This is a genomic window from Pseudomonas sp. BNK-7 (assembly GCF_048072025.1).
GTDB classification, from domain to species: Bacteria; Pseudomonadota; Gammaproteobacteria; order Pseudomonadales; family Pseudomonadaceae; genus Aquipseudomonas; species Aquipseudomonas danubii.
This window is the reverse complement of record NZ_CP182252.1, coordinates 2,972,198-2,988,139: the sequence shown is the minus strand read 5'-3', so window position 1 is coordinate 2,988,139 and position 15,942 is coordinate 2,972,198. Positions and strand designations below refer to the sequence as shown.

Here is a 15,942-nt window from a genome sequence, read left to right as displayed (position 1 = left end):
TTCGGTTTCAGGTGCGCGAAGGCGTTAAACAGTGAAGGCATCTTGCAGCAGTTTTTCCTGCTGCTCGGCGTGCATCGACGCGTAGCCACAAGCAGGCGCAGCAGAGGCGTCACGGCCCGCGTACTCGAGTACGAGCGACTTGTCGTGATTGCCTACGATGCGACGCATATGGTGCTGGCTGCAGTACCAGGCGCCCTGGTTCATCGGCTCTTCCTGACACCAAACCACATGCTTGAGGTTGGTGTACGGAGCCAGGACTTCGTTCAGATCGTCCTCAGGGAACGGGTACAGCTGCTCAATACGCACGACGGCGATGTCTTCACGACCTTCGGCACGGCGTTTTTCCAACAGGTCGTAGTAGACCTTGCCGCTACACAGAATCAGGCGCTCGACCTTTTTCGGGTCCAGTACGTCGATTTCCGGAATCACGGTCTGGAACGAACCTTCGGCCAGATCTTCCAGAGTCGAGATGGCCAGCTTGTGGCGCAGCAGCGACTTCGGAGTCAGAACCACCAGCGGTTTGCGCAGAGGGCGGATCACCTGACGGCGCAGCAAGTGGTAGATCTGTGCCGGAGTGGTCGGCATGCACACCTGAATGTTGTGCTCGGCACACAGTTGCAGGTAACGCTCCAGACGCGCCGAGGAGTGCTCAGGGCCCTGACCTTCGTAACCGTGCGGCAGCAGCATGGTCAGACCGCAGAGACGGCCCCACTTGTGCTCGCCGCTGGTGATGAACTGGTCGATCACCACTTGTGCACCGTTGGCGAAGTCGCCGAACTGGGCTTCCCAGATCACCAGCGCGTTCGGCGTGGTGGTCGAGTAGCCGTATTCGAATGCCAGTACCGCCTCTTCCGACAGGAAGGAGTCGTACAGGTCAAAGCGCGGCTGCCCTTCGAACAGATGCTTGAGCGGCACATAAGTGCTGGCATCTTTCTGGTTGTGCAGAACGGCGTGGCGGTGCGAGAAGGTGCCGCGGCCGATGTCCTGGCCGGTCATGCGGATCGGGTGACCTTCGAACGCCAGGGTCGCGTACGCCATGGTTTCAGCGTAACCCCAGTTGATCGGCAGGCCGCCGGCTTGCATCTTCTGACGGTCTTCGTAGATCTTCGCAACCTGACGCTGAACCACGAAGCCTTCCGGCAGCTCCAGCAACTTGGCGGACAGTTCCTGCAGGGTCTTGAGATCGAAGGTGGTGTCGTGACGTGCGGTCCAGGTGTGGCCCAGGTATGGACGCCAGTCCACGAACAACTCTTTGTTCGGTTCCTTGACCAGGCTCTTCACTACGTGCAGACCGTTGTCCAGCGCATTGCGGTACTCATCGACTTTCGCCTGAACACGCTCTGCGTCGAGCACACCGCTCTGGATCAGGCGATCGGCATACAGCTCACGGGTGGTGCGCTGCTTGATGATCTGCTGATACATCAGTGGCTGGGTGCCGCTTGGCTCGTCGGCCTCGTTGTGGCCGCGACGACGGTAGCAGACCAGGTCGATCACCACGTCGCGCTTGTACTGCATGCGGTAGTCAATGGCCAGCTGGGTCACGAACAACACGGCTTCCGGATCATCACCATTCACATGGAGAATCGGCGCCTGGATCATCTTCGCAACGTCGGTAGCGTACTCGGTGGAGCGCGAGTCCAGCGGGTTGCTGATGGTGAAACCTACCTGGTTGTTGATCACGATGTGCACAGTGCCGCCGGTGCGGAAACCGCGGGTCTGGGACATCTGGAAGGTTTCCATCACCACGCCCTGACCGGCAAACGCCGCGTCACCGTGGATCGAGATCGGCAGAACCTTGTCGCCGGTCTGGTCGTTGCGACGATCCTGACGGGCGCGCACCGAACCCTCGACCACTGGAGAAACGATTTCCAGGTGGGACGGGTTGAACGCCATGGCCAGGTGAACTTCGCCGCCGGCGGTCATCACGTTGGACGAGAAGCCCTGGTGATACTTAACGTCACCGGAGCCCAGCTCGACCTTCTTCTTGCCTTCGAACTCGTCGAACAGCTCGCGCGGGTTCTTGCCGAAGGTGTTGACCAGCACGTTGAGACGGCCACGGTGAGCCATGCCGATCACGACTTCCTTGGTGCCGTAGGAACCGGAACGCTGGATCAGCTCGTCGAGCATTGGAATCAGGCTTTCACCACCTTCCAGACCGAAACGCTTGGTGCCCGGGTATTTGGTACCCAGGTATTTTTCCAGGCCTTCGCCGGCGGTGACGCGCTCGAGCAAGTGGCTCTTGATGTCGGCGGAATAGGTCGGACGGCCGCGTACGCTTTCCAGACGCTGCTGGAACCACTGACGCTGTTCGGAATCGGTGATGTGCGTGAATTCAGCGCCGATGGTGCGGCAATATGTCTGCTGCAACGCTTCGTGAATTTCGCGTAGGCTCGCTTCCTCTTTGCCGATGAACAGGTCGCCGGCACGGAAGGTCGTATCAAGATCGGCATTGGTCAAGCCGTAATGATTGATCGACAGGTCTGCAGGTGCAGGACGCTGCCACAGCCCCAGCGGGTCCAGCTGGGCTGCCTGGTGGCCACGCATCCGATAGGCCTGGATCAATCGCAGCACTTCAACTTGCTTCTTCTCGTGCTCACTGCTCACGCTGCCGGCGGATACCGGTTGGGCGCGGCGCTGGTTCTTTGCCAGCAAGACGAAATGATCGCGGATTGTCGAGTGCGAAACATCGATGGCAGTGCTGCCGTCGGTAGGCAACTTCTGAAAGTAAGTGCGCCACTCTTCTGGCACAGCGTTAGGGTCGTGCAGGTAGAGCTCGTAGAGCTCTTCCACATAGGCAGCGTTACTACCGGATAGGTAGGCGCTGTTCCACATGCGCTGCATCACGCTTTCTTGCATGCTTGGTCACCCTCGGTTAGGGGAACACCACCGGCGAAGACACCGAGCAAGCTTGCAGAAGTCCGAATGCAGCGACCAAAACAAGCCACTTAGGATCACGCTGATAGTCCGGGTACCAGCCCGGATGCCCCTGCTTGTCTCATTTCTTCAAAAATAAAAGCAGCCACTTTGTGAGCTGCTGCTCAGGTTAGAGCCATGACGCGGGTTGAAGCCCGCGCCTTGGCTTTTACGGGTACAGCGGTCCTACGGGTACAACAGCTGAATCACACGCCACTCTGCAGCAACATGTTACGAATGTGACCGATGGCCTTAGTCGGGTTCAGGCCCTTCGGACAAACGTTGACGCAGTTCATGATCCCCCGGCAGCGGAATACGCTGAACGGGTCGTCCAGGGAAGCCAGACGCTCGGATGTCTTGGTGTCACGGCTGTCTGCCAGGAAGCGATAGGCTTGCAGCAGAGCAGCCGGCCCCAGGAACTTGTCCGGGTTCCACCAGAAGGACGGGCAAGAGGTCGAGCAGCAAGCGCACAGGATGCACTCGTACAGACCGTCGAGCTTTTCGCGCTCTTCCGGGGACTGCAGACGCTCGATGGCCGGAGCCGGCGTGTCGTTCTGCAGGAATGGCTTCACCTTCTCGTATTGCTTGTAGAAGATGCTCATATCGACGACCAGGTCACGGATAACCGGCAGACCTGGCAGCGGACGAACAACCAGCTTGTTCTTCTTGACCACGGCGGACAGCGGCGTGATGCACGCCAGGCCGTTCTTGCCGTTGATGTTCATGCCATCGGAACCGCAAACGCCTTCACGGCAGGAACGACGATAGGAGAAACCCTCGTCCTGCTCTTTGATCAGCGCCAGCACGTCCAGCACCATCAAGTCCTTGCCACCAGTGTCGACCTGGAAAACCTGGGTTTTCGGAGCCGAGTCGGTGTCAGGGTTGTAACGATAAACTTCAACTTGCAACATATCGATCACCCTTTAGTAAGTCCGGACTTTTGGTTCAAAAGTCGGAACAGTCTTCGGCGAGAAGTTGACCGCACGCTTGGCAACGCGCTTCTCACCCGGGAAGTACAGGGTGTGGCACAGCCAGTTTTCGTCGTCACGGTCTTCGAAGTCTTCACGGGCGTGAGCGCCGCGGGACTCTTTACGCACTTCGGCAGCGATGGCAGTGGCTTCAGCCACTTCCAGCAGGTTCTGCAGCTCAAGTGCTTCGATACGCGCAGTGTTGAAAGCTTGAGACTTGTCGTTGATCTTGACGTTGGCGATACGCTCGCGCAGCTCAGCCAGCTGAGCAATACCCTTCTGCATGTACTCGCCGGTACGGAATACACCGAAGTAGTTCTGCATGCAGTTCTGCAGCTCGCGGCGCAGGGTTGCAACGTCTTCACCGGTGGTGCGCTCGTTGAGCTTGGCCAGGCGGTTCAGGGCAACGTCGACGTCGGTGTCGCTGGCATCGCGGTATTCGATACCGTCGGTCAGCGCTTTTTCCAGGTGCAGGCCAGCTGCACGACCGAACACCACCAGGTCCAGCAGCGAGTTGCCGCCCAGACGGTTGGCGCCGTGTACCGATACGCAAGCCACTTCACCCACTGCGAACAGACCAGGGATGATGGTGTCTTCGCCAGCAGCGTTCTGAGTGATCGCCTGACCATGAATGTTGGTGGCAACGCCGCCCATCATGTAGTGGCAGGTTGGAACGACCGGAACCGGAGCAACCACCGGGTCAACGTGGGCAAAGGTCTTGGACAGCTCGCAGATGCCAGGCAGGCGGCTGTGCAGTACTTCTTCGCCCAGGTGATCAAGCTTGAGCATCACGTGGTCGCCATTCGGGCCACAGCCGTTGCCGGCGATGATTTCCTTGACCATGGAGCGCGCAACAACGTCACGACCTGCCAGGTCCTTGGCGTTCGGAGCATAACGCTCCATGAAACGCTCGCCATGCTTGTTGATCAGGTAACCGCCTTCACCGCGGCAGCCTTCAGTCACCAGTACACCAGCGCCGGCGATGCCGGTCGGGTGGAACTGCCACATTTCGATGTCTTGCACCGGAACGCCGGCACGCAGCGCCATGCCTACACCGTCACCGGTGTTGATCAGGGCGTTGGTGGTGGAAGCATAGATACGACCTGCACCGCCGGTAGCCAGAACGGTGGCCTTGGAGCGGATGTAGGTGGTTTCGCCGGTTTCGATGCAGATCGCGATCACGCCGACAAAGGCGCCGTCCTGGTTCTTCACCAGATCGACCGCGTACCACTCGTTGAGGAAGGTGGTGCCGGCTTTCAGGTTGCCCTGATAGAGGGTGTGCAGCAGCGCGTGACCGGTACGGTCGGACGCAGCACAGGTACGAGCAGCCTGGCCGCCCTTACCGTAATCCTTGGATTGACCACCGAAAGGACGCTGATAGATACGACCGGTTTCAGTACGAGAGAACGGCAGACCCATGTGGTCCAGCTCGAAGACCGCAGCCGGACCTTCCTGACACATGTATTCGATAGCGTCCTGGTCACCGATGTAGTCGGAACCCTTGACGGTATCGTACATGTGCCAGCGCCAGTCATCGTTCGGGTCCGCCGAGGCGATCGCGCAAGTGATGCCGCCTTGGGCAGACACAGTGTGCGAACGGGTCGGGAACACCTTGGTGATCACAGCAGTCTTGTGGCCGCCCTGGGCCAGCTGCAGTGCGGCACGCATGCCGGCGCCGCCGCCGCCAATGATGATGGCGTCGAAAGAAATGGTTGGAATGTTAGCCATGAATCAGATACCCCAGAGAATCTGCACACCCCAGACGAAGTAAGCGAACATTGCAACGCCGCATACTGCCTGGAAAAGGAAACGCACTGCTGTCGCCGACTTGCCCAGCGCCATCGGCGTCAGGTAGTCAGTCGAGATGGTCCACATGCCGACCCAGGCGTGAGCGCCCAGGGCCACCATGGCCAGCAGACTGAAGATACGCATCCAGTTGTTTGCGAACAGGCCATGCCACTGGGTGTAGTCAATGCCCGGATTCGCTACGAGGTATCCGATCAGGAAAATGAAATAAGCCGCGAGAACGACCGCAGACACACGCTGTGCCATCCAGTCATAAAGGCCCGAACGCGACAGGTTCGTAACGCTGGTTACCATATCCAAACTCCCGCCAGAACGATTACCACCACGGATACGGCGATAACGATTTTCGAGCCCAGCTTGCCGCCTTCCAGCGTCTCACCGATGCCCATATCCATAATCAGATGGCGTACACCGGCCACCAAGTGATACAGCAAGGCGGACAGGAGGCCCCACGCAACGAATTTGGCCAGCGGACTGGTCAAGCACGCCTTCACCTCGGCATAGCCTTCCTCGGAGCCCAGGGATTTGCTCAATGCATAAAGCATGATGCCGATGCCCAGGAAGAGGATGATGCCGGAAACACGGTGAAGAAACGACGTAACGCCGGTGATGGGGAGTTTGATGGTCCTTAGGTCTAGGTTTACAGGTCGTTGGCTATTCACGGCTTTTTTCACACTGAAGAGCCCCTAACAATCAGGGCAAAGTTGTTGGGGAGTGCACTGGTCAGGTAACCACTACCCAGGGAGTGCGACCCCCAATAAAGCGGGCCCAGAAGCCTACGGAGGTCGGTGGCCGAGTATAGACAGTTAGGCTACTAATGACAACGCAAACACCTTCCCCTAATAGCTGATTGCGTTAGCCTTATAAAAGGCGTAAATGGCGCTGAATTTCGCTAAAAAATCCCTCCCAAAGCCTTCTGGGACAAGACTTTAGGCAAATTGACATTCAGATTTATCTCACTATAGTGGTGCGGGCCCTGCGTGGGGGGTCTGTCTGATGATTTCAAGCATAAATAGGAGGCCACATGGCTGACAAAAAAGCGCAGTTGATCATCGAGGGCGCAGCCCCCGTCGAGCTGCCCATTTTAACCGGCACCGTTGGTCCCGATGTAATTGATGTTCGGGGCCTGACGGCCACGGGCCGCTTCACTTTTGACCCGGGTTTCATGTCGACCGCCTCCTGCGAGTCGAAAATCACCTATATCGACGGCGACAACGGCATTCTGCTGCACCGCGGCTACCCGATCGAACAGCTGGCTGAAAAGTCGGACTACCTGGAAACCTGCTACCTGCTGCTCAACGGTGAATTGCCCACCGCCGAACAGAAGGCCCAGTTCGTCAGCACCGTGAAAAACCACACCATGGTTCACGAGCAGCTGAAGAGCTTCTTCAACGGTTTCCGCCGCGACGCCCACCCAATGGCGGTAATGTGCGGCGTAGTGGGCGCACTCTCGGCGTTCTACCACGACTCCCTGGACATCAATAACCCGCAGCACCGCGAAATTTCCGCCGTGCGCCTGGTCGCCAAGATGCCGACCCTGGCAGCGATGGTTTACAAGTACTCCATGGGCCAGCCGATGATGTATCCGCGCAACGACCTGTCGTACGCGGAAAACTTCCTGCACATGATGTTCAACACCCCGTGCGAGATCAAACCGATCAGCCCGGTACTGGCCAAGGCGATGGACCGGATCTTCATCCTCCACGCCGACCACGAACAGAACGCCTCGACTTCCACCGTACGCCTTGCCGGCTCCTCGGGCGCCAACCCGTTCGCCTGTATCGCTGCCGGTATCGCCGCGCTCTGGGGCCCTGCCCACGGCGGTGCCAACGAAGCCGTACTGACCATGCTCGACGAAATTGGCGATGTCTCGAACATCGACAAGTTCATCGCCAAGGCCAAGGACAAGAACGATCCGTTCAAACTCATGGGCTTCGGTCACCGCGTGTATAAAAACCGCGACCCGCGCGCCACCGTAATGAAGCAGACCTGCGACGAAGTCCTGAAAGAACTGGGCATCAACAACGATCCTCAGCTCGAACTGGCCATGCGCCTGGAAGAGATCGCCCTGACCGATCCGTACTTCATCGAACGCTCCTTGTACCCGAACGTCGACTTCTACTCGGGGATCATCCTCAAGGCGATCGGCATTCCAACCAGCATGTTCACCGTGATCTTCGCCCTGGCGCGGACCGTCGGCTGGATCTCCCACTGGAAGGAAATGCTCTCCAGTCCTTACAAGATCGGCCGTCCTCGTCAGCTGTACACCGGCTACGAATCGCGCGACATCACCAAGCTGGAAGACCGCAAGTAAGACCTGCCTTGCGCACACGTCTTAGCTGCACCGGATACGGCCTCTAACAGAGGTCGTATTTGTTTCTGCCCCCCTCCCCTCACCTACCCCCTGTCGGAACCGGCTTGCCGGCGAAGAACTCCGCAGCCCTGCATCCCCCTCGAATAAGCCTTCGCTGGCACGCCAGCTCCTTGTATCTCGACCATCGCTGCGCCCGCAGCCGAGGGTATCTGAACAGGGCGTGCAGACAAAAAAATGCCCCGATCTTTCGAACGAGGCATTTTGCTATTACACAGCTTCTATATAGAAGCCGATACACAGGCCGAGCTTAGTGCGACACCGCCCCACTGGCGCCCAGGCCGGTCTGCGAACGCACGAACTGCGGGAAGAACAAGGCCCGCTCATTGGCCGCCGAGGCCGATTTGTCAGTGATGGAGAAGAACCAGATACTGACAAAGGCAATGATCATCGAGAACAGCGCCGGGTACTCGTACGGGAAGATTGCCTTCTCGTGGTGCAGGATCTGCACCCAGATGGTCGGACCGAGAACCATCAATGCCACCGCACTGACCAGGCCCAACCAGCCGCCAATCATGGCGCCACGCGTGGTGAGCTTCTTCCAGTACATGGAAAGCAGCAGCACCGGGAAGTTGCAACTGGCAGCGATGGAGAACGCCAGGCCCACCATGAACGCAATGTTCTGACTCTCGAAGAGAATGCCCAGGCCGATGGCCAGCACGCCCAAGGCCACGGTAGTGATCTTGGAAACGCGAATCTCATCCTTCTCGTTGGCCTTGCCCTTCTTGATCACACTGGCATAGAGGTCGTGGGACACCGCCGAAGCACCTGCCAGGGTCAGGCCCGCCACTACCGCCAGAATGGTGGCGAAAGCCACCGCCGAGATGAAGCCGAGGAACACGCTGCCGCCCACCGCATTGGCCAGGTGCACCGCCGCCATGTTGTTGCCACCCAGCAAGGCGCCTGCGGCATCCTTGAAGGCCGGATTGGTGCTCACCAGCAGGATCGCGCCAAAGCCGATGATGAAGGTCAGGATGTAGAAGTAACCGATGAAGCCAGTGGCGTAGAGCACGCTCTTACGAGCTTCCTTGGCATCGCTCACGGTGAAGAAGCGCATCAGGATATGCGGCAGGCCGGCAGTACCGAACATCAGCGCAAGCCCCAGGGAGAATGCCGAGATCGGGTCCTTCACCAGACCGCCAGGGCTCATGATCGCCTCACCTTTGGGGTGAACCTTGATCGCCTCGGAGAACAGGGTGTTGAAATCGAAGTTGACGTGCTTCATCACCATCAGCGCCATGAAGGACGCACCGGACAGCAGCAGCACTGCCTTGATGATCTGTACCCAAGTGGTGGCCAGCATGCCGCCGAACAGCACATACAGGCACATCAGGATCCCCACCAGGATCACCGCCACATGGTAGTCGAGGCCGAACAGCAGCTGGATCAGCTTGCCGGCACCCACCATCTGCGCGATCAGGTAGAACGCCACCACCACCAGCGAACCACAGGCCGACAGAGTGCGGATCTGAGTCTGCCCGAGGCGATAGGACGCCACGTCGGCAAAGGTGTACTTGCCCAGGTTGCGCAGGCGCTCGGCGATCAGGAACAGAATGATCGGCCAGCCCACCAGGAAGCCAATGGAGTAGATCAGGCCGTCATAGCCGGAAGTGAACACCAGCGCGGAAATCCCCAGGAAGGATGCCGCCGACATGTAGTCACCGGCAATCGCCAGGCCGTTCTGGAAGCCGGTGATCTTGCCACCCGCGGCGTAATAGTCGGCAGCCGACTTGTTACGCTTGGAGGCCCAGTAAGTGATGCACAGGGTGGCCCCGACGAAGACCACGAACATCACGATCGCCGAGACGTTGAGGGGTTGCTTGTGGACTTCGCCAGTCAAAGCGTCAGCGGCCCACAGGGCAGGAGCGAAAGCGGCAAGACCGAGTGCTGCGAATAGACGTCGGATCATTGCTGAGCCTCCTTCAGGATCGCATTGTTCAGGTCATCGAACTCGCCGTTGGCGCGTCGCACATAGATACCGGTCAGGATGAAGGCCGAGACAATCAAGCCGACACCAATGGGAATGCCCCAGGTGATGGATGAAGTTGGACTGAGTTTGGCGCCCAGGATCTGCGGACCGTAAGCGATCAACAGAATGAAGCCCGAGTAAAGCCCAAGCATGATCGCCGAGAGAATCCAGGCGAACCGCTCTCGCTTACTGACCAGCTCCTTGAAACGCGGGCTGTTTTGAATCGAGAGGTAAATGCTGTCGTTCATTGTTTTTATCCTCGCAGCACAGATTTTAGGTAGAACCTAATCCACTCTATGCGGCTGTGAGGCAGGTTCCAGACGACCTTAGTATTAGAACGACATTAGCCACCTCGCCAACTTCCCCCCCAAAAAAACACAAGGCCGGCCGCTGATTTCAGCGGCCGGCCTCACAACCCTCGTTCTAGACACCTGACGGCTATTTAGCAGTCCACTCGGCAACCCGCTCCGGGTGCTTGCTCACCCAGTCCTTGGCTGCCACATCCGGTTTTGCGCCATCTTGAATGGCCAGCATGACCTCGCCGATTTCATCCTTCGACGCCCACTGGAACTTCTTCAGGAACGCTGCCACCTCTGGCGCCTTCTTCTCCAGGCCCTTGCTGCCGATGCTGTTGACGGTTTCAGCGGCGCCATACACCTCTTTCGGATCTTCGAGGAAGCGCAGTTTCCACTTGGCGAACATCCAGTGCGGTACCCAGCCGGTCACGGCGATGGATTCCTGCTTATCCTCGGCCCGGGTCAGTTCGGCGATCATCGCCGCACCGGAACTGGCCTGCAGCTTGTAGTCCAGGCCGTAGTCCTTGATCGCCTGGTCGGTCTTGAGCATCACCCCTGAACCGGCGTCGATGCCGACAATCTTGTTCTTGAAGCTGGTATCGGTCTTGAGGTCCTCAATGGTCTTGGCCTTGACGTACTCCGGCACGATCAGACCGATCTTGGCGTCCTTGAAGTTGGGACCGTAGTCGACAACCTTGTCCTTGTTCTTGGTCCAGTATTCGCCGTGAGTCACCGGCAACCAGGCCGAGAGCATGGCATCGAGCTTGCCGGTGGCCACGCCCTGCCACATGATCCCGGTCGCCACCGCTTGCAGTTTGACGTCGTAACCGAGCTTCTGCTTGATCACCTCCGCCGCCACATAGGTAGTCGCCACGCTGTCGGACCAGCCGTCGACGTAGCCGATGCTCAGGGTTTTGCTGTCGGCACTGGCCAGAGTGGAGCTGATGGCAAGTACCAGTGCGGCACCTGCGCCTAAGAGTCGTCGCATCTTCATCGTTACTTCCCCGAAAAGTGCAGTGCCAGGCGGCTGCCGGGCACGTCAACGTATGGTTATGGTGCTCAGCGCCCCCATCACGCCTCACCGCGAACGCGTTCGATCATCAGCGGAGTACTGATGCTTCGATCATCAACCCGCCACCGCCCGCGACCTGCTCTGCCTGCGACCTCAAGGCAACCAGCAACGACATCAGATAGCCAGTAACCAGGTGCTGCGACCTCCCCGACTGAGGGCCCGCCCAAACTTTGCATGTCAAAATCATGCAGGCCACCAAGCTATGGACAAATGCGGGTAAGATGCCCCGCTTTGTTCCACTACGGCCTGACCATGTCCGCCACAGCCCGCTTCCCCACCCTCGCTTATCTGTTCGCCTGCCTGCTCGGCCTGCTGGCCCTTGGTAGTTACTGGTACGGCCTTGGCCGGCCGGTGTCGCTGCCGGACGTCGCCAGCGCCAGCCACAAACTGCAATGCGCCTCCTATACGCCGTTCGACAAGGACCAATCGCCCTTCGACCAGCCGTTCAAACTGCGCCCCGAACGCATGGACGCCGACCTGGCATTGCTGGCCACCCGCTTCGAATGCATCCGCACCTATTCCATGACCGGCCTCGAAGCCCTGCCCGAGCTGGCGCGCAAGCACGGCCTGAAGCTGATGATCGGCGCGTGGGTCAATAGCAACCCGGTAGACACCGAGAAAGAAGTCGACCTGCTGATCGCCTCGGCCAATGCCAACCCGGATGTCGTCAGCGCGGTGATCGTCGGCAACGAGGCGCTGCTGCGCAAGGAAGTCACCGGGCCGCAACTGTCGCGGCTGATCCTCAAGGTCAAGGCCGGGGTCAAGCAGCCGGTCACCTATGCCGATGTCTGGGAATTCTGGCTCAAGCACCCGGAGATCGCGCCAGCGGTGGACTTCCTCACCATTCACCTGTTGCCGTACTGGGAAGACGACCCCTCGAACATCGACGCGGCCCTGAACCACGTGGCCGAGGTACGCCAGGTATTCGGCAACCGCTTTGCCCCAAAGGACGTGATGATCGGTGAAACCGGCTGGCCCAGCGAAGGCCGCCAGCGGGAAACGGCGCTGCCGAGCCGAGTCAACGAGGCCAAGTTCATTCGTGGCTTCGTTGCCCTGGCGGAACACAACGGCTGGCACTACAACCTGATCGAAGCCTTCGATCAGCCCTGGAAACGCGCCAGCGAAGGCGCAGTCGGCGGTTACTGGGGGTTGTTCGATGCCGATCGCCAGGACAAGGGCATCCTCGCAGGCCCGGTGTCCAACCTGCCTTACTGGCCACAATGGCTGGGGGCGGGCGCAGTGATATTCCTCGGCACCCTGATCCTGGGTGGCCGGGTTCGCAGCCGACGCGCTGCGCTGCTCTTGCCGCTGCTGGGCGCATTGGCGGCGTGCACCATCGGTACCTGGGGCGAACTGGCGCGGGTCACCAGCCGCTTCACTGGCGAATGGTGCTGGGCCGGACTGCTACTGGGCCTGAACCTGCTGATTCTGGCCCATGCCACCCTGGCCTTGAGCCCTCGCGAAGGCTGGCGTCTGCGGGCCTTCAATGCCCTGGAAAAGCGTGCAGGCTGGTTGCTGGCAACGGCAGGATTCGCCGCCGCGGTGATGATGCTGGAGCTGGTGTTCGACCCGCGCTACCGCAGCTTCCCGAGCGCGGCCCTGCTGCTGCCGGCGCTGGTCTACCTGTGCCGCCCGGTGCGCGTGCCACGCCGCGAAATCGCCTTGCTGACCTTTATCCTGGGTGCCGGCATCGCTCCGCAGCTGTATCAGGAAGGCCTGGCCAACCAGCAGGCCTGGGGCTGGGCTCTGGTCAGCCTGCTGATGGTGGCCGCGCTGTGGCGCAGCCTGCGGGCCCGCATCGCCTGAACTACAGCCCTAGCCGCAGGTTTCGCCTGCGGCTAGGGCTTGGCGGCGCGCACCAGGCGCAAGGCCGCAATCACCACCGCAAACACCGCCAGCGTAGTGTTATACAAGGCCAGGGCCGGAATGCCCGCCAGCAAGGCCAGCACCGCCAGCCACCAGCCCGCCCGACCGGGCACGACAAACCCCAGCAGCGCTGCGCCCAAGGCACTCCAGCCCAGCACCTTGAAGTGGATCATCCAGCCCAGGCTGGAACGTAGCGAACACTCCCAGCGACCGGCCTCATCGACACAGACGCCCACCCACCGAGCATCCTCCATAAAGCCATAGCGCAGGCCATAACTGGCGGCCAGCCACAGCGGCAGGACAACGAGCAGCACAATCACGGGAAGGCGGCGGGACATGAAACACTCCGAACAATCAAAACGGCGCCCAGCATAATCGCCCACGGACGCTTGGCAAGCACGACGCACAGATAACTGTTCAGCAAATAGCGGCAAAGTGTATCGTCCGACTACTATCACCCCCCAACAGGCCTGTGGCCGGGGTTATTTGTGCCCACCCATGGCACTTCGGCAGCAGCGCGGTGGTCATAGCCTGCGAACCTCATTCGGTACCTTCCTTCTAGGGATACAGTCATGCTTCGTTCCTTGCGCCTCGCTGCCCTGTTCGGCGGCCTTATCCTGAGTGCGTCCGCACTGGCGGTGGATGTCGACCCGGCCAGCTATGGCTACCCGTTGACCAACCCCTTTGAAGCCACCATTGCCACCACCCCCCCGGAGTTGCGCCCGGAACTGCCCGCCAACGATGACATCCGTCAGTCCGACTACAGCCTGAACCTGCGGCCGGAGCGCGAGTTCATCCTCCCGGACAATTTCTGGGCGGTGAAGAAGCTCACCTACCGCATCGCCACCCAGGACCACGCCGCGCCACTGATCTTCCTGATCGCCGGTACCGGCGCGCGCTACGACAGCAGCCTCAACGAGTACCTGAAGAAGCTCTACTACAAGGCCGGCTACCATGTGGTGCAGCTATCCTCGCCCACCAGCTTCGACTTCATTACTGCCGCCTCGCGCTTCGCCACCCCCGGGGTGAGCCAGGAAGACGCCGAAGACATGTACCGGGTCATGCAGGCCGTACGGGCCCAGCACCCCAAGCTGCCGATCACCGAGTTCTACCTCACCGGCTACAGCCTCGGCGCCCTGGACGCGGCGTTCATCAGCAAACTGGATGAGACCCGACGCAGCTTCAACTTCAAGAAGGTGCTGCTGCTCAACCCGCCGGTCAACCTCTACACCTCGATCACCAACCTCGACAAACTGGTACAGACCGAGGTCAAGGGCATCAACAACAGCACAACCTTCTATGAACTGGTGCTGGGCAAGCTGACCCGCTACTTCCAGCAGAAGGGCTACATCGACCTCAACGACGCCCTGCTCTACGACTTCCAGCAGTCCAAGCAACACCTGACCAACGAACAGATGGCCATGCTGATCGGTACCTCCTTCCGCTTCTCGGCAGCAGACATCGCCTTCACCTCGGACCTGATCAACCGCCGCGGCCTGATCACCCCGCCCAAGTACCCGATCCGCGAAGGCACCAGCCTTACCCCGTTTCTCAAGCGCGCCCTGCAGTGCGACTTCGACTGTTACCTGACCGAACAGGTGATCCCGATGTGGCGCGCCCGCACCGACGGCGGCAGCCTGCTGCAACTGATCGACCAGGTAAGCCTCTACGCCCTGCAGGACTACCTCAAGGCCAGCCCGAAGATTGCCGTGATGCATAACGCCGATGACGTGATCCTCGGCCCCGGCGACCTGGGCTTCCTGCGCAAAACCTTTGGCGACCGCCTGACCGTCTACCCCCATGGCGGGCATTGCGGCAACCTCAACTACCGCGTCAACAGCGACGCCATGCTGGAGTTCTTCCGTGGCTAAACATCTCCTGCTTATCGCTGCGTTGCTCTGCGCAGGCTATGCCCAAGCCGACAACAGCAAGGCCCACACCCCCACGGTTCAGGACCCCGACGGCTTCACCGAGCCGTTGAAGAAACTCAAGTTCAACCCGGGGCTGGACCAGCGCGAGTTCGAGCGTTCGACCCTCAATGCACTGAATATCTATGACCCGCTGGAGTCATGGAACCGCCGGGTCTACCACTTCAACTACCGCTTCGATCAGTGGGTGTTCCTGCCGGTGGTGGACGGTTATCGCTATGTGACCCCGAGTTTCCTGCGCAGCGGGGTCAGCAACTTCTTCAATAACCTCGGCGACGTCCCGAACCTGATGAACAGCCTGTTGCAGTTCAAGGGCCAGCGCTCAATGGAAACCACCGCGCGCCTGCTGCTCAACACCACCATCGGTGTTGCCGGCCTGTGGGACCCGGCGACCAAGATGGGCCTGCCGCGCCAAACCGAAGACTTCGGCCAGACCCTGGGCTTCTATGGCGTGCCCGCGGGGGCCTATCTGGTGCTGCCGATCCTCGGTCCGTCGAACCTGCGGGACACCGCGGGGCTGGCGGTGGACTACACCGCCGAATCGGCGATCAACTTCCTCAACGTCTCGGAAGTCAGCAGCAATCACCCCGAGATCTGGGCGCTGCGTGGTGTCGACAAGCGCTACCAGACCAGCTTTCGCTATGGCCAGCTGAACTCGCCGTTTGAATACGAGAAGGTGCGCTACGTGTACACCGAATCGCGCAAACTGCAGATCGCCGAGTAACCTGCTGTACCGGTTGCCGACCGCAAGAG

Annotated in this window: 13 protein-coding genes; 4 read left to right on the top strand and 9 right to left on the bottom strand. The window is 59.9% G+C overall.

Translation table 11 applies throughout. The annotated features are described in order from the left end of the window. Positions 1-24: 24 nt before the first annotated feature. The 5 genes from ACMGF8_RS13910 to sdhC form a co-directional block, all read right to left on the bottom strand. Entirely contained in the window at positions 25-2,856 is a 2,832-nt protein-coding gene (locus ACMGF8_RS13910) for a 2-oxoglutarate dehydrogenase E1 component (protein ID WP_207167271.1), read from the bottom strand. Between the two features lie 263 nt (positions 2,857-3,119). Next, positions 3,120-3,824 (bottom strand): succinate dehydrogenase iron-sulfur subunit, encoded by a 705-nt coding sequence (locus tag ACMGF8_RS13905; RefSeq protein WP_011060051.1) that lies wholly within the window; start codon positions 3,822-3,824, stop codon positions 3,120-3,122. 12 nt (positions 3,825-3,836) lie between these two features. Further along, a complete protein-coding gene (sdhA, locus tag ACMGF8_RS13900) occupies positions 3,837-5,609 on the bottom strand; it encodes a succinate dehydrogenase flavoprotein subunit (RefSeq protein WP_102878886.1) in 1,773 nt (590 codons plus the stop codon). Between the two features lie 3 nt (positions 5,610-5,612). Next, entirely contained in the window at positions 5,613-5,981 is a 369-nt protein-coding gene (sdhD, locus tag ACMGF8_RS13895; RefSeq protein ID WP_011060049.1) for a succinate dehydrogenase, hydrophobic membrane anchor protein, read from the bottom strand. Next, positions 5,975-6,361 carry a succinate dehydrogenase, cytochrome b556 subunit gene (gene sdhC, locus ACMGF8_RS13890; RefSeq protein ID WP_015634665.1) on the bottom strand — a complete coding sequence of 129 codons (387 nt, stop codon included), beginning with the start codon at positions 6,359-6,361 and terminating at the stop codon, positions 5,975-5,977. The genes sdhD and sdhC overlap by 7 nt, the downstream gene beginning before the upstream one ends. Before the next feature lie 350 nt (positions 6,362-6,711). Here sdhC and gltA point away from each other — a divergent pair, with 350 nt between their 5' ends. Next, positions 6,712-8,001 carry a citrate synthase gene (gene gltA / locus ACMGF8_RS13885; protein ID WP_011060047.1) on the top strand — a complete coding sequence of 430 codons (1,290 nt, stop codon included), beginning with the start codon at positions 6,712-6,714 and terminating at the stop codon, positions 7,999-8,001. Positions 8,002-8,308: 307 nt separating this feature from the next. Here gltA and ACMGF8_RS13880 read toward each other — a convergent pair whose 3' ends face one another. The 3 genes from ACMGF8_RS13880 to ACMGF8_RS13870 all read right to left on the bottom strand — a co-directional run bounded on the left by ACMGF8_RS13880 (position 8,309) and on the right by ACMGF8_RS13870 (position 11,317). Then, positions 8,309-9,967 (bottom strand): cation acetate symporter, encoded by a 1,659-nt coding sequence (locus ACMGF8_RS13880; protein WP_102863972.1) that lies wholly within the window; start codon positions 9,965-9,967, stop codon positions 8,309-8,311. After that, the gene (locus ACMGF8_RS13875) at positions 9,964-10,275 is read right to left on the bottom strand and encodes a DUF485 domain-containing protein (RefSeq protein ID WP_102863973.1); all 312 of its coding nucleotides are present in this window, start codon (positions 10,273-10,275) and stop codon (positions 9,964-9,966) included. The genes ACMGF8_RS13880 and ACMGF8_RS13875 overlap by 4 nt, the downstream gene beginning before the upstream one ends. 190 nt (positions 10,276-10,465) lie before the next feature. Continuing rightward, the gene (locus tag ACMGF8_RS13870) at positions 10,466-11,317 is read right to left on the bottom strand and encodes a glycine betaine ABC transporter substrate-binding protein (protein ID WP_207167270.1); all 852 of its coding nucleotides are present in this window, start codon (positions 11,315-11,317) and stop codon (positions 10,466-10,468) included. 330 nt (positions 11,318-11,647) lie between these two features. Between ACMGF8_RS13870 and ACMGF8_RS13865 the strand changes: the two genes are divergently transcribed. After that, positions 11,648-13,201: a beta (1-6) glucans synthase gene (locus tag ACMGF8_RS13865; protein WP_102864109.1), complete on the top strand. Its 1,554-nt coding sequence runs from the start codon at positions 11,648-11,650 to the stop codon at positions 13,199-13,201. Between the two features lie 32 nt (positions 13,202-13,233). On the opposite strand, the gene ACMGF8_RS13860 is transcribed toward ACMGF8_RS13865, so the two are convergent. After that, on the bottom strand, positions 13,234-13,599 hold the full coding sequence (locus ACMGF8_RS13860) for a hypothetical protein (RefSeq protein WP_102863975.1): 366 nt from the start codon (positions 13,597-13,599) through the stop codon (positions 13,234-13,236). 234 nt (positions 13,600-13,833) lie between these two features. Here ACMGF8_RS13860 and ACMGF8_RS13855 point away from each other — a divergent pair, with 234 nt between their 5' ends. Both ACMGF8_RS13855 and ACMGF8_RS13850 read left to right on the top strand, forming a co-directional pair. Next, complete coding sequence (locus ACMGF8_RS13855) at positions 13,834-15,132, top strand: serine/threonine protein kinase (RefSeq protein WP_102863976.1); 1,299 nt, start codon at positions 13,834-13,836, stop codon at positions 15,130-15,132. Then, positions 15,125-15,913 carry a VacJ family lipoprotein gene (locus ACMGF8_RS13850; RefSeq protein WP_102863977.1) on the top strand — a complete coding sequence of 263 codons (789 nt, stop codon included), beginning with the start codon at positions 15,125-15,127 and terminating at the stop codon, positions 15,911-15,913. The genes ACMGF8_RS13855 and ACMGF8_RS13850 overlap by 8 nt, the downstream gene beginning before the upstream one ends. The last annotated feature ends 29 nt before the right edge of the window (positions 15,914-15,942 follow it).

What these genes read in the sequence shown, in the direction of transcription:
- ACMGF8_RS13910 (WP_207167271.1), bottom strand. Translation starts at nt 2,856, where the DNA reads ATGCAAGAAAGCGTGATGCAGCGCATGTGGAACAGCGCCTACCTATCC.
- ACMGF8_RS13905 (WP_011060051.1), bottom strand. Translation starts at nt 3,824, where the DNA reads ATGTTGCAAGTTGAAGTTTATCGTTACAACCCTGACACCGACTCGGCT.
- sdhA (WP_102878886.1), bottom strand. Translation starts at nt 5,609, where the DNA reads ATGGCTAACATTCCAACCATTTCTTTCGACGCCATCATCATTGGCGGC.
- sdhD (WP_011060049.1), bottom strand. Translation starts at nt 5,981, where the DNA reads ATGGTAACCAGCGTTACGAACCTGTCGCGTTCGGGCCTTTATGACTGG.
- gltA (WP_011060047.1), top strand. Translation starts at nt 6,712, where the DNA reads ATGGCTGACAAAAAAGCGCAGTTGATCATCGAGGGCGCAGCCCCCGTC.
- ACMGF8_RS13880 (WP_102863972.1), bottom strand. Translation starts at nt 9,967, where the DNA reads ATGATCCGACGTCTATTCGCAGCACTCGGTCTTGCCGCTTTCGCTCCT.
- ACMGF8_RS13875 (WP_102863973.1), bottom strand. Translation starts at nt 10,275, where the DNA reads ATGAACGACAGCATTTACCTCTCGATTCAAAACAGCCCGCGTTTCAAG.
- ACMGF8_RS13870 (WP_207167270.1), bottom strand. Translation starts at nt 11,317, where the DNA reads ATGAAGATGCGACGACTCTTAGGCGCAGGTGCCGCACTGGTACTTGCC.
- ACMGF8_RS13865 (WP_102864109.1), top strand. Translation starts at nt 11,648, where the DNA reads ATGTCCGCCACAGCCCGCTTCCCCACCCTCGCTTATCTGTTCGCCTGC.
- ACMGF8_RS13860 (WP_102863975.1), bottom strand. Translation starts at nt 13,599, where the DNA reads ATGTCCCGCCGCCTTCCCGTGATTGTGCTGCTCGTTGTCCTGCCGCTG.
- ACMGF8_RS13855 (WP_102863976.1), top strand. Translation starts at nt 13,834, where the DNA reads ATGCTTCGTTCCTTGCGCCTCGCTGCCCTGTTCGGCGGCCTTATCCTG.